13 protein-coding genes are annotated in these 13,427 nt (G+C 39.2%); all 13 read right to left on the bottom strand.

Going from position 1 to position 13,427, the window contains the following annotated elements; all coding sequences use genetic code 11:
- Positions 1–87: 87 nt before the first annotated feature.
- Complete coding sequence (locus tag KCX82_RS00560; RefSeq protein WP_227016490.1) at positions 88–426, bottom strand: helix-turn-helix domain-containing protein; 339 nt, start codon at positions 424–426, stop codon at positions 88–90.
- 650 nt (positions 427–1,076) lie between these two features.
- Positions 1,077–2,033, bottom strand: coding sequence for a zf-HC2 domain-containing protein (locus tag KCX82_RS00555; protein WP_227016489.1), 957 nt, complete (start codon positions 2,031–2,033; stop codon positions 1,077–1,079).
- On the bottom strand, positions 2,033–2,518 hold the full coding sequence (locus KCX82_RS00550) for an RNA polymerase sigma factor (protein WP_227016488.1): 486 nt from the start codon (positions 2,516–2,518) through the stop codon (positions 2,033–2,035). Before KCX82_RS00550 ends, KCX82_RS00555 begins: the two co-directional genes overlap by 1 nt.
- A gap of 196 nt (positions 2,519–2,714) precedes the next feature.
- Entirely contained in the window at positions 2,715–5,357 is a 2,643-nt protein-coding gene (ppdK, locus tag KCX82_RS00545) for a pyruvate, phosphate dikinase (protein ID WP_227016487.1), read from the bottom strand.
- Between the two features lie 96 nt (positions 5,358–5,453).
- The gene (locus KCX82_RS00540) at positions 5,454–6,857 is read right to left on the bottom strand and encodes a glycine--tRNA ligase (RefSeq protein WP_227016486.1); all 1,404 of its coding nucleotides are present in this window, start codon (positions 6,855–6,857) and stop codon (positions 5,454–5,456) included.
- A gap of 37 nt (positions 6,858–6,894) precedes the next feature.
- Entirely contained in the window at positions 6,895–7,500 is a 606-nt protein-coding gene (locus KCX82_RS00535; protein WP_227016485.1) for a DUF4342 domain-containing protein, read from the bottom strand.
- A 25-nt stretch (positions 7,501–7,525) separates the two neighbouring features.
- Positions 7,526–8,278 (bottom strand): DNA repair protein RecO, encoded by a 753-nt coding sequence (recO, locus tag KCX82_RS00530; protein ID WP_227016484.1) that lies wholly within the window; start codon positions 8,276–8,278, stop codon positions 7,526–7,528.
- A gap of 747 nt (positions 8,279–9,025) precedes the next feature.
- Positions 9,026–9,922, bottom strand: coding sequence for a GTPase Era (gene era / locus KCX82_RS00525; RefSeq protein WP_227016483.1), 897 nt, complete (start codon positions 9,920–9,922; stop codon positions 9,026–9,028).
- A 10-nt stretch (positions 9,923–9,932) separates the two neighbouring features.
- Positions 9,933–10,310, bottom strand: a complete 378-nt coding sequence (gene cdd / locus KCX82_RS00520) for a cytidine deaminase (RefSeq protein ID WP_227016482.1) — start codon at positions 10,308–10,310, stop codon at positions 9,933–9,935.
- A 46-nt stretch (positions 10,311–10,356) separates the two neighbouring features.
- Positions 10,357–10,809: an rRNA maturation RNase YbeY gene (gene ybeY, locus KCX82_RS00515; protein ID WP_227016481.1), complete on the bottom strand. Its 453-nt coding sequence runs from the start codon at positions 10,807–10,809 to the stop codon at positions 10,357–10,359.
- Positions 10,806–11,789, bottom strand: a complete 984-nt coding sequence (locus tag KCX82_RS00510) for a PhoH family protein (protein WP_227016480.1) — start codon at positions 11,787–11,789, stop codon at positions 10,806–10,808. Before KCX82_RS00510 ends, ybeY begins: the two co-directional genes overlap by 4 nt.
- Positions 11,770–12,975, bottom strand: coding sequence for a sporulation protein YqfD (locus tag KCX82_RS00505; protein WP_227016479.1), 1,206 nt, complete (start codon positions 12,973–12,975; stop codon positions 11,770–11,772). Before KCX82_RS00505 ends, KCX82_RS00510 begins: the two co-directional genes overlap by 20 nt.
- Entirely contained in the window at positions 12,972–13,235 is a 264-nt protein-coding gene (locus KCX82_RS00500; RefSeq protein ID WP_227016478.1) for a YabP/YqfC family sporulation protein, read from the bottom strand. Before KCX82_RS00500 ends, KCX82_RS00505 begins: the two co-directional genes overlap by 4 nt.
- Positions 13,236–13,427 lie beyond the last annotated feature (192 nt).

Here is a 13,427-nt window from a genome sequence, read left to right as displayed (position 1 = left end):
TCTTTTTTTCACATTGTGGAACACTTTATCAAATTGGAATTTATAATGTTCCAGTTATGCTCATACTCTTCGCGCAGCTGATATCACTCATTCAACTTCTTTCAGTAAATCTTCTGCAGATATTCCGTACAATTTTGCAAGTGCAAATAGATTTGACGTGCTTGGGTCAGAGGTTCCGCTTTCCCATTTGGATACTGCCTGCCTGCTCACTCCAATGGTTTCCGCCACGAACTCTTGTGTCATTTTGCAGCGAGTACGGTGCTGTTTTAATGCTTCTCCAAGGGATTTTCGCACTTCGGACTTTTCTTGTCGAACATCTTTTGATTTTATATATTTCAAAAGAGCACGGATAATGAGAATGATTAAACTAACAAATATACTCACAAAAATTAGGTTGATTACAACCATTATGACAGTTATCTTCATATTCAACTGCCTCCTTTCTCGTTGGCTATAGCCTATCAAAATGAAGCTGGTTGCAACCACCAACTATTACGCAAATATCGGTTACATTTCGGTTGCACTTGAAAAAATTCAGATTTGAGCTATAAAATTATTTAATAAATATTATATATCAATTGTACATTAACCAGATAGACCAAATTAATTGCAAGATAATGGCTGCCAGCAGAGCAATCTCATTATTAGTTTCGTAATAAAGAACTTGAAACGCTTGCAAAATAAACCAAATCATACTTTTTCGTATCAAAAAGTGTCCCATAATTCATCCCGAAAAAGTGTGCCATAATGCATGTTTTTTGAATTCCGAACCATCAAAAAACATATTTTTCATATAAAAATAGGGTGTTGACATCAAAGATTCACTTTGACAGCACCCTATTTATATGATATTAATATTCTCTCAATCCGTTGCAGTGCAAGACTTTCACGCCATGAATCCTACACTCGATTCAAAGCTTACTTCGTTTTCAAAGCAGCCTGGGAGGCTGCTATCATAATAGACCAATCGCCGTTTTTTCACATTATGGAACACTTCTTATCCTTGCAAACTAAATTGCAGTAAATGTAACTTAGGTAACATCTAAACAACTAAACCATATTATTTTCCCAAAATTCTATTCTGTTAAAAAATATCTCGTCATTATTATTCCAAGGCCTATAACAATTGCGATATAGATATACAGCAAAAATAATTCAGCTTTTCCAGCACCTGAGTGCGCTCGGACACCCGGATTTTCATTCCTAAAATTTTCAGTGATTTCGTTGCCGTTGGCATCATACAGGGATGCTTCCGTTAGACGATAGTTGTATAGAGTCTCACTAGATTCGTTTACAGCCCGTTCATCGAGCTCATCTGCTGGATAAATCTCCAAGAACTGTGGGTTCTTTACCTCGAATTGAATTGATTGCGTTACACGGTCTTTAGAAAGATAGCCCGGATTCATATATGCATCATAGTCCATCCCATAGAAGTGGATATCGCTAGAAAGATTATAGCCGCTCACTGCATAATAACGTTCGTTTTTGATTTCGAGTGGGAAAATCTCCACAACCGAAGAATAATCGGATGCCTTAATCTGAGTTCGAACTATCCTGTATCTTTGGTTGAATCCCTTTACCAGCACAGCAACTCCATAATTATCAGGGTGGGCCTGATCTTTGAAGGAAGCAATCAACGTGTTACCTACCGCCTGGGTCTCCAGCACATAAGCTTCAAAAGCAGGCTCAAAAGGAGTGGTGAACTCAGTGATGGCTACAGATAAATCACTCTTATCAATTGTGTAATGATATTCTGAATGATAGAGTAAATAGGATAAAACCAGTGTTAGGACAATGCATAGTGCTGCAGCCAATATTCTTGTCCTTTTGACTTTTTTCAGAAACTTCAGCTCAATCTTTGGTGCACTCACAGGGGTGCTAATATCAATAACCATTTGCTCATACAAATTTTTACAGTCTGCACAAGTATTTAAATGCTCTTGTATAGCCTGATTTGTATCATAGCTGGTAAGTTTTTCAATATAGTTAGGAAGCAAATCCTGAACGATACTGCATTTCAATTCTCTTTTCATTACTGTCCCTCCTTCATAAGTTTTTGTTTGCCTCGATAGAAAGTAACCCGTGCCCACGTCTCATTTCTGTTTAATATTTCGCCAATTTCACGAAAACTGAGTTCTCCTGTAAGCCTTAAATATATGACTTCTCTTGTCTTTTCATCCAAAGTTTGTAGTTTTTGATACAATGCAATTTTCGAATCACTTTCTAGAATTATATGTTCAACATTTTCTGTCGCATGGAAACTGTCTGAAATCTCATCGATTGAATCGGATGTATATTTATTCCTGCTCCTATATTCTTTGTACCATAGATGCTTTGCAATCTGACAAAGCCAGACGGAAACTTTACAGTCTCCTCGAAAATTATCGTATGTTTTCACGGCTTGATAGAAGGTTTCTTGAGTCAACTCTTCAGATATATCTGCGTCATGAGTCATGCAGAATAAATATTTGAATACCGTTTGAAAATAATCATTATAGAATTTTTCTATATCCTGCACTCAATCACCTCCTACTAATAAGTGCTTATAAAACATGATTCGTTACAAAAAAATAAAAGTTTTTAAAAATTATTCTTTATGATTAAATAGTATAATTCATTTTATATAAAGTAAATACCATGAAATAAAATAGGGTATTATTCTCTAATATTACTTAGAGATAATACCCTTGAAGCTTCACCGAAAATATTTTATCTTACCTCGATTGGTCTTTGCTGTTAATCGCCGCCTGCGCAGCAGCCAATCTGGCAATCGGTACTCTGAATGGAGAACAGGAAACATAATTCAGACCTACGTTATGGCAGAATTCCACTGAAGAAGGATCTCCTCCGTGCTCTCCGCAGATACCAAGCTTGATATCCGGACGAGTGACCTTACCAAGTTCTACAGCCATTTTTACAAGCTTTCCTACGCCATTTTGATCAAGTTTCGCAAATGGATCGTTCTCATAGATTTTCTTATCGTAATAAGCCCCCAAGAAAGAACCTGCATCATCTCTGCTGAATCCAAAGGTCATCTGTGTTAAATCATTGGTACCAAAAGAGAAGAATTCCGCTTCTTTTGCAATTTCATCGGCAGTCAGTGCGGCACGAGGAATTTCAATCATGGTACCTACCATATATTTTAGATCAATACCAGATTTTGCAATGATGGCATCGGCAGTTTCAACAACGATATTCTTAACATACTGAAGTTCTTTGATTTCTCCAATCAAAGGAATCATGATTTCGGGAACCATCTTCCATTCAGGATGTTTTTTCTGTACGTTGATTGCAGCCTCGATTACAGCAGTAGTCTGCATCTCGGCAATTTCAGGATAGGACACGGCAAGACGGCATCCACGGTGACCCATCATTGGATTGAATTCGTGCAGTGAAGAAATAACAGCTTTTAGATCAGCAACGTCCATCTTCATTTCTTTTGCCAAAGCTGCAATATCGTCCTCATCAGTAGGCAGGAATTCATGCAGTGGTGGATCTAAGAAACGGATGGTTACCGGGTAACCCTGCATCGCCTCATAGATACCTTCAAAATCTCCCCTCTGCATTGGAAGAAGTTTCGCCAAAGCAACCCTTCTCTGCTCTTCTGTCTTGGATACGATCATTTCTCTCATGGCTGCGATTCTTTCAGAATCGAAGAACATATGCTCCGTTCTGCAAAGACCGATTCCTTCCGCTCCAAATTTAATAGCCTGTGCGGAATCCTTTGGTGTATCTGCATTAGTTCTAACCTTTAACGTTCTGTATTTGTCGGCCCAAGTCATAATCGTATTGAAATCACCGGAAATAGAAGCTGGTACTGTTGGAATGGCTTCGCCATAAATCTTACCGGTAGAACCGTCAAGAGATATGTAGTCACCTTCATGGAACTCTTTTCCGCCAAGTGAAAATACTTTTGCATCTTCATCAATTACGATTTCGCCGCAGCCGGATACGCAGCAGGTACCCATTCCTCTGGCAACTACCGCAGCATGGGAAGTCATACCGCCGCGAACGGTAAGAATACCCTGTGCGTAATGCATACCTTCAATATCCTCTGGTGAAGTCTCCAGACGAACAAGGATAACCTTAGCTCCTTTTTGAACCGTCCATTCCGTTGCAGCCTCGGCAGTAAATACCACCTGTCCGCAGGCTGCACCTGGGGAAGCAGGAAGGGCAGCGCCAATCGGAGTTGCAGCTTTCAGTGCAGCAGTATCAAATTGCGGATGCAGTAAAGCATCAAGCTGTTTTGGATCGATCATTAAAACTGCTTCTTTTTCCGTAATCATGCCTTCATTTACAAGATCACATGCAATCTTTAATGCAGCAGCAGCTGTTCTCTTTCCGTTTCTTGTTTGCAGCATGTACAGTTTCCCTTCTTCGATGGTAAACTCCATATCCTGCATGTCTTTATAATGTTTTTCCAGAGTGTAAACAATTTTATAAAATTCATCATAAACAGCTGGGTTTTGTTCCTTCAGCTGATCGATGGTTTGCGGTGTTCTGATACCGGCAACTACGTCTTCACCCTGTGCATTCATCAAGAATTCACCGTAAAGCTTTGGTTCACCGGTGGATGGATTTCTAGAGAAAGCGACTCCGGTGCCTGAAGTATCGCCCATGTTTCCAAATACCATGGACTGAACGTTAACAGCGGTACCCCATGAAGAAGGAATGTCATTCATTCTTCTGTAATATACCGCACGAGGGTTATCCCATGAACGGAATACTGCTTTGATCGCACCCATGAGCTGTTCTACAGGATCGCTGGGGAAATCAGCACCGATTTTGCTCTTATATTCTTCTTTGAATTGTCTTGCCAATTCCTTCAGGTCATCAGCATCCAATTCTGTGTCGAGAGTTACGCCTTTTTGTTCTTTCATTTCGTCAATGAGTTTTTCAAAGTATGCTTTTCCGACTTCCATTACGACATCGGAGTACATTTGAATAAAACGGCGATAGGAGTCATAGGCAAAACGGGGATTGTTTGTTTTTTTAGCAAAGCTTTCAACAACCGCATCGTTTAAACCAAGGTTCAGGATGGTATCCATCATGCCCGGCATGGAAGCTCTTGATCCGGAACGTACCGATACCAACAAAGGATTTTCTAGGTCACCAAATTTTTTTCCAGCGATTTTTTCTAATTCACCAATATATGTCATGATTTCGGCTTTGATTTCATTGTTAATCTTTTCACCGTCAGCGTAGTATTGCGTACAAGCTTCTGTTGTAATTGTGAAGCCCTGTGGTACAGGCATGCCAAGATTGGTCATTTCTGCTAAGTTTGCACCTTTGCCGCCTAGCAGTTCGCGCATTGAACCTTTACCTTCTTTAAAAAGGTAGACAAATTTTTTCCCCATTTTTTCTCTCTCCTTTGTATTGAATATAATAATATAAAAACAAAAGGACAAGACTCTTTCTACTGAAAGGTGCTTGCCCCATGTCTCTTTTAATGGTTAAAATACCAATTTTTCCTCTATATAATCCTTTACTTGTGAGATAGGTATTCTTATTTGTTCCATTGTATCTCGATCACGGATTGTTACACTCTTATCAGTCTCTGTATCAAAGTCTACGGTAATGCAGAACGGGGTGCCGATTTCATCTTCTCTTCTATAACGTTTTCCGATACTACCCGGAACATCATAATCTACCATAAAATACTTAGAAAGTTCTTCATGCAGTGCTTCCGCTTCCGCACACTGCTTTTTGGTAAGTGGTAATACCGCCGCCTTAAATGGTGCTAATGCAGGATGGAATCTCATAACGGTTCTGACATCCTCTTTCCCATTTGCATCTGTTAAGATTTCTTCATCATATGCATCAACCAGGAATGCCAGCGTTACTCTATCAGCTCCCAGGGATGGTTCGATGCAGTAAGGAACATATTTCTCATTTGTTTCAGGATCCTGGTAAGACATATCCTGACCAGAATGTTCAATATGCTGCTTTAAATCAAAGTCGGTTCTGTCAGCAATCCCCCATAGTTCTCCCCATCCGAACGGGAATCGATACTCGATATCCGTTGTAGCATTACTATAATGGGATAATTCCTCTTGTTCATGATCTCTCAGCTTGATATTGTCTTCCTTCATACCAAGATTTTTCAACCAGCTTACGCAATAGTCCTTCCAGTAGGAGAACCATTCCAGATCCGTCCCCGGTCTGCAGAAAAACTCTAGTTCCATCTGTTCAAATTCTCTGGTTCTAAAGGTAAAATTACCGGGAGTTATTTCATTTCTGAAGGATTTACCAATTTGAGCGATTCCAAATGGAACCTTTTTTCTTGATGTTCTTTGAACATTCTTAAAATTTACAAAGATACCTTGAGCAGTTTCCGGTCTCAGGAATATTTCTGCTTTCGAATCTTCTGTTACACCCTGAAAGGTTTTAAACATCAGATTAAACTGTCTGATAGAGGTATAATCGCTCTTCCCGCATTCCGGGCACTTGATCACCTTTTCCTTGATATACCCTTCTAATTTTTCATTAGACCAGCCATCCACAGAAACACCCATTTGATCGTTTTCCTTAATGTAGTCCTCAATCAGCTTATCAGCCCTAAACCTGGCCTTACAGCTTTTACAGTCTATGAGGGGATCCGCAAAACCTCCTACATGGCCTGAAGCAACCCAAGCTTTCGGATTCATGAGGATTGCAGCATCAAGGCCTACATTATATTTAGACTCTTGGACAAATTTTTTCCACCAGGCCTTTTTAACGTTGTTCTTTAATTCTACTCCTACAGGGCCGTAATCCCAGGTATTTGCCAATCCGCCGTAAATTTCTGAACCAGGAAAGACAAATCCTCTAGATTTGGCCAATGCTGTAATTTTGTCCATTGAAAATTCTTTGCTCATAAATACCTACCATTTCTAAGATTGTGTCTGTTTTCTGTTATTTTTCTTCTTTTGTTCCACAGCAGCAACTGTCATCACAGTCTTCCTCACTTCCGCAGTTGCAGCCGTTTTCATCAGTTTTTTTCGCTTTATTGATCGCTTCATCAGCCTTTGCTTTTACATTTGCAAAAACATCGGCGCTCTTTACTTTTACTTCATCAGCGATAATGGAACCTTTTTCAACCACTTCATCGAAGGTTTCCGTAGCGATTTCGCTGATATCAATGATTTCCCCATCTTCTTTCACCAGTTCAATGACACATTTTGTTCCAAATGCAGCAATAACACCGGCTACAGCAGCCCAAGGAGCCAGTACCGTTCCTACGATACCCACGTTTACAGGAAGATTGAGTATGATCTCATCATTTTTCTTAACGATAATTTTGGCAACATTCCCCTTCTTGATTGCCTCTTTTACCTTGTCAACGATATGTGCGCTTTGTTCACCTATCTTGCTTCTGTTTTTTACATCTATTGACTCTTCAATTGCAATGATAGCATCTACGACACTGCCATCTGCTGCTTCCAACGCATCCTTTGCTTCCTTATAGCTTACCCCGGTTCTGTCTTTTACCAGTTCAATTTTCTCTAATGTAATCTCCATAATCTTAACCTCCATTTTAAAATATTTACTCAATTAAAAAGCTTTCGCTCTTTAGTTCACTGATATCCAGATGATAGGCAACATAGCTTCTCACCATTTGCTTTAACTGCTTCAGCAAATCTTGATCCAGTGCTAAATTTTCAAAGCTTTTCAATGGATTATCCATAATATATTTTAATACATCTACTATACCAAAACTTACCGGATAAATCAATGTATCATTCGAATTAAGGTTATTTTTTAAATAACACTTATTGCATACCAGTCCCCCTTCCTTTACGTTGAAATTCATTAATTCCTCTCTACCGCCGCAAAGCACGCAATTTCTGATCACAGGCATACTGCCGGAAAGCTGCAAAGCTTTCAGCTGATATGCTACGATCAAGGTTAGATACTTCTTGCTGCGTCTTTCCATAATTTCAAAAAAATCTAAAATTAAACGAAACAGCTCCGGTGACGGTTCTTCTTCCTGAAGCAGTTTTTCGGTAAATTCCAACACATAAGAGGAAAACATATACTTTTCAACATCTTCTCCTATACGGTAATAGCTCTTGATTACTTCAGCACTATTGATATGATAGCTGTCTCTGTTTTTAAACAATTCATATTTTCCGTATGTAAAGGGCCTCATTGCCAATGCAGATTTACCTTTGCTTTTTTCATGAATGCTGGTACCCGCACTGATTTTACCGAATTTATCGGAAAACAAAAGAACCATCCTTCTTCCGTTGACGGTTTTTACCTGTTTGAATATGATTCCTTCCGTATCCGTGTACATGAAAATTCTCTTTCTTTATTTCTTTTCCTCAATAAATATTTATTAGTTAGTCAAATTTCATTTATTAGTATTTAAACCGAATCATTCAACTGCCAGATCGAAGTAGTTGAGTTTTGACAAGCCAAAGGTCTGACTTTGTATCACGAAAATACTCACAGGTCTCTAATGATATGGTCTCGATTCGTTATTTTTAACCCCAAAAACAAACGGTATCCCTAATCGGTGTTTTTGGGTTATAGCAAAACTTGAATGCCATCATTAAAAATAACATCATCTTCATCCTATGTCATTGACGAAACCTGTTCGGATATTTTCTTAAATCCAAAGTTCAGCCATTGCGGCTTGGTAAAAAACTCGCTAAAGCTAAAAGCTGGCAGTTCAATAGCGTAATATACATAATTTTATTTTGACTAACGGGGTGGCCTGGTTTGAAAGCAAATTTTCACTAACTAAAAAAAATTTGCTAACCGCTGGTTCGGGCTGGGTGCCATTTGTTTGTAAACTGTGTAATGCAATTTGTCTGAATAGCAGATGGGCTAGCACAATACGTTGGAATGATTTTGCTTTGGTCTTATCCGGGGATGAGCAAATTTTTAGGTAACGTCAAACACCGATTATATTACCGTTTGTTTGATGTTCTAAAAATTGCGAAACGAAGGATAAAGATCTTCAAAATCATGACCGTAGTGGGATAGACCATCTGCTATCAGACAAATAGAATAAGTAAGTTTCAGAAACTAATAAATATTAGTTGTTATGATACCCAAAACTACTCAGTGCAAAATCACTGTCTCTCCAGTTTTCCTTTACCTTCACCCATAATTCCAGAAAGACCTTTGTGCCCAGCAGGCCTTCAATTTCGATTCTGGCACTTTTCCCGATGCCTTTTAATTTCTTTCCCTCTTTTCCGATGATGATTCCTTTATGGGATTTCTTTTCGCAATAAATGACGGCACCGATTTTGGTTATGTTGGGTTCTTCTCGGTAACTCTCAAGTTCGACGGCCACGCCATGAGGGATCTCTTCATCCAAAAACAGCAGGACTTTCTCACGAATAATTTCACTGACGATAAAGCGTTCAGGATGGTCTGTAACCATGTCTTCCGGGAAATACATGGGGCCTTCCTTCAGCATGGTATTGATTTTCTTGAGAAGTATTTCTACATTTTTTCCTTCTATTGCGGAAATGCCGAAGATTTCATCAAATAGCCCCAGTTCTTGATATTCCTCATATATTTTTTTAAACTTGTCCGGCTCCAGTTTGTCAATTTTATTGATTACCAGAATTTTAGGCGTACTGACTTCTTTCAAGAGTTCAATAATATATTTGTCTCCGGGACCGGCAGAAAGTTCATCATCTACGATAAAGACGATAACTTCCACCTCTTTAAAAGTGTTGACGGCCATTTCCGTCATATATCCGCCCAGCTTATTCCGTGGTTTATGAATTCCCGGCGTATCGATGAATATCATCTGACAGTCGTCATCTTCACCATTTACCTTTGTGTAAATACCTCGAATGCTATTTCGTGTAGTTTGCGGCTTGTCCGTTGTTATGGCAATCTTTTCACCCAGAATAGCGTTTAAAAGCGTCGATTTTCCTACGTTTGGTCTTCCTATAATTCCGATAAAACCTGATTTCATTCTTTGCTCCTTATAGCCTAAAGCCCTCCGGCAATAGTTCCTTCATTTCAACAACACGAAGATGATCTTCGTCCTCTCCGGTGATAATTTTCAGCTCATCTCCGAATTCATACATAAACTGTCTGCAGATTCCGCAAGGAAACGCAGCTCCGTCAGAGGATGCAACTGCTATAGCTTCAAATTCTCTGTGACCCTCCGATATAGCTTTTACATAAGCGGTTCTTTCTGCACAGATGGTAGCGCCAAAGGATGAATTTTCCACATTAACTCCCGTAAATACCTCACCCGTTGTAGTCAGCAATGCAGCACCCACTTTAAATCTAGAATAGGGCGCGTAAGCTGAATTCACCATTTCCTGTGCTGTCCTGAATAATTCCCGATACTTCATAACGAAACCTCCCCCTACTTGTTTTGTTGAATTATGAAATAAACTTTTATCTGATGAGTCCTACCTGACCCATTATTTTTTCTTCCTGTTCACGCATTTCGGTTTTATCGTCTTCTTCCATATGATCATATCCCAGTAGATGGAACACACTATGAACGAAGAGGTACACCAGCTCTCTCTCACCAGAATGTCCAAATTCATCAGCTTGAAGTAATGCCTGTTCCGGGCAGATTACAACATCACCAAGGCATATGACTTCCTCTCCCCTGATTTCATTCAAATCATCATATTGGGGAAATGATAATACGTCGGTAACTTGATCTTTGTCCCTGTAGATACGATTCAGCTCCTGGATTTCTTCCGTACTGACAAAAGTAACGCTGATTTCCACTCTGTCAGGATCCAGATTTTCTTCCTTTACACAAAGCTCTGCAGCTTCTTTCATGTGTTCTATAACGATTTCTCCCGGCATTCTTTCATCGCTGAAAATGATGTTCATTCTTCACCCTCCTCCGGATTTTCTTTGGCATATCGATCGTACGCGTTTATAATACGCCTTACCAGAGCATGTCTGACCACGTCCGAATCTTTTAAAAAGCAAAATTCTATTCCTTCAACATGATCCAGAACTTTTACAGCATCTACAAGGCCTGATTTTTTCCCTCTGGGCAGGTCAATCTGTGTGATATCCCCTGTTACTACCGCTTTCGATCCAAACCCTAGCCGGGTCAGAAACATCTTCATCTGCTCCTTTGTGGTATTCTGGGCCTCATCCAGAATAATAAAAGAATTGTCCAGAGTTCTTCCTCTCATATAGGCGAGTGGAACTACCTCAATGATCTCTTTTTCCTTAAGCCGTAAGGCACTATCCCTGCCCAGGATATCATATAAAGCATCATAAAGCGGTCTCAAATAAGGATCCACTTTCTCCTGCAAATCACCGGGCAGAAAACCAAGGCGCTCTCCGGCTTCAACCGCAGGTCTTGCCAGAATGATTTTTTGAACATCTTTATTCTTAAAAGCATTGATGGCCATAGCAACGGCAATATAGGTTTTTCCTGTTCCTGCCGGTCCGACGCCAAAAACAATGTCGTGTTTTTTGATACTTTGTGCATAAGAAGTTTGTCCGATGGTTTTCGGCTTTATGGGTTTTCCTCTATGGGTAAAGCAAATGACATCTTTATTGATGTTGCTTTCTTTATAAGATATACCCTTATTATTGAGGCTGATAACATAATTTACCTTTTGCGCATCCAGCTTTTCGCCGGTTTGTAAAATTTCAAGAAGCTCAACAATGACTTCCTGGGCTTTCGCTGCCTCTTTCCCCTTTAAAATAATTTCATCCTGTCTTTGTACAATACTGACATCATAATTATCCTGTATTATTTTCAGATTTACATCCAAGTTTCCAAATAATTCATTTGTATCCTGTTCATGATCTATTTTGATCTTTAGTTCTTCAATCAGTAGGTTTTCCAATCACAATCTCCTTCTCTTCTCCGATTTCCTCCAGGGTTTCCAACATGACGGCTACCCCTATTATATTTTCTTCCGGAGAAAACTTCAAACTTTTATTTAAAATTTGTGCTTTTTCTGGAATATTTTCTTTCATGAGGCTGCGAGCCAGCCGATTTGCGTCTTTGCTCAGTTCTTCCGTGCTTCGTTTCTCTCTGCTGAGTTCCACTTCTTCGGTCTTTGTAACTGCTGCGTAGATAGGAATGGGTCGTATAAAACCAAATAATTTCGTTTCCGTATAAACCGATGAATCATAGTTATTTATCATCTTTGCCGTATTGAGTTTTACATTGCCGACTTCCAGTCTGATGCCATAAAAACTTCTTCCTGTAGGTGTCTTTATCAGGTTATATTTTTCCTGATAAAAGGTAAAACGATACGGTATTTTTGCATAAACCTCACCGGCTGCATGCACATATCGCTCTGTTATAGCACTTGCAGACGTACCATAAGCCGTACTTTTTAACGGTATGATGCCTGAAATAACCACATCCCCAACCTTTATATAGGCTCCTTTTTCCAATGCAATTTTTCCTTCTTTGGCTATCACTCGATCAACATAACCCTCTTTTTTTGCAACTACATTACAGGGCTTCGATATGTCTACCGGTTTTGGCGTTATGGTACCTTCCACGATGGTGACTTCTGCCATATTTCCTATATATTTTACCCCAATCCATGCGATATTATCAAGATCCTGATAAATATGGAGCTTGACTTTACTGATATCGATTTTCTTGCTGCATCCTTCATAAAGGCCAGCCTCTTTTAAACTGTCTCTGACAGCAGCCTCCGTAAAGGTTTCATATCCTGAAATTCTGATTTCTGACACAAAAGAGCTCTGATAATACATGAGCAATATAAAAAGAATAAGCCCCACAATGGTGCTTTTTTTACTGATGATCTTTCGAAGTACAGGTATATAACCATTTTCATGTAAAACAGTAATTCGATATCGGTTTTTGGCCAGCTTCACAAAACGGTTATAATCATAATACATAATAGACATTGACATCTCAATGTCACTATGGGTATGGATGTCCCTAAGCACAATTCCTGCTTTGATGCACTCCGACAACAGACGTTGCTGTTCAAACCCTTCGACAAGTATTTTTATGTAATGTTCCAGGAAGCTTCCTCGGTCCTTCATTGATCATCACCTTTTTTATCACCATAGAATTCGACAGATCGTATGCTGCCCGTCACAAGCATTCTTTCTTCTTCCAGCTGCTTTACGACCAGATCTTCCCCGTTAATAGCACTGTATTTATTTCCATGATCTACTATAATACTTTTATCACTGATCAAAAGAATCTTTTTTACATTATCCAGAATGCCTGTCTTTCCGCTAACCAGAAGTCTGGGCATATTCATACTGAAATCAAAGAGTAATTCATCTTTAATGCTCATATCCACCTCCATATTAAGGTTTTCCGCTTCGCTGCATTATTAATAGTTTATGTTTCAGTACATAAAAAATAACCTGGTTGTTACACCAGGTTATAAATTTCATGATAGAAGCTCTCCAATTTGAAATCAAATTGATGATGAGCCTATGTGCCAGGAAATCATAAATCATTTGCAGATTTCCGTGTTACGTAA

This window comes from Sinanaerobacter chloroacetimidivorans, assembly GCF_018128545.1.
Lineage (GTDB): Bacteria > Bacillota > Clostridia > Peptostreptococcales > Anaerovoracaceae > Sinanaerobacter > Sinanaerobacter chloroacetimidivorans.
The sequence above is the reverse complement of the archived record's forward strand: the minus strand, read 5'-3'. Positions and strand labels throughout refer to the sequence as shown.

Bases quoted from the DNA above. Each gene is read 5' to 3' on its own strand.
- KCX82_RS00505 (WP_227016479.1), bottom strand. From the start codon at position 12,975: ATGAAGGACCGAGGAAGCTTCCTGGAACATTACATAAAAATACTTGTC.
- KCX82_RS00560 (WP_227016490.1), bottom strand. From the start codon at position 426: ATGAAGATAACTGTCATAATGGTTGTAATCAACCTAATTTTTGTGAGT.
- cdd (WP_227016482.1), bottom strand. From the start codon at position 10,310: ATGAAGTATCGGGAATTATTCAGGACAGCACAGGAAATGGTGAATTCA.
- KCX82_RS00535 (WP_227016485.1), bottom strand. From the start codon at position 7,500: ATGGAGATTACATTAGAGAAAATTGAACTGGTAAAAGACAGAACCGGG.
- KCX82_RS00540 (WP_227016486.1), bottom strand. From the start codon at position 6,857: ATGAGCAAAGAATTTTCAATGGACAAAATTACAGCATTGGCCAAATCT.
- era (WP_227016483.1), bottom strand. From the start codon at position 9,922: ATGAAATCAGGTTTTATCGGAATTATAGGAAGACCAAACGTAGGAAAA.
- ppdK (WP_227016487.1), bottom strand. From the start codon at position 5,357: ATGGGGAAAAAATTTGTCTACCTTTTTAAAGAAGGTAAAGGTTCAATG.
- recO (WP_227016484.1), bottom strand. From the start codon at position 8,278: ATGTACACGGATACGGAAGGAATCATATTCAAACAGGTAAAAACCGTC.
- KCX82_RS00500 (WP_227016478.1), bottom strand. From the start codon at position 13,235: ATGAGCATTAAAGATGAATTACTCTTTGATTTCAGTATGAATATGCCC.
- ybeY (WP_227016481.1), bottom strand. From the start codon at position 10,809: ATGAACATCATTTTCAGCGATGAAAGAATGCCGGGAGAAATCGTTATA.
- KCX82_RS00555 (WP_227016489.1), bottom strand. From the start codon at position 2,033: ATGAAAAGAGAATTGAAATGCAGTATCGTTCAGGATTTGCTTCCTAAC.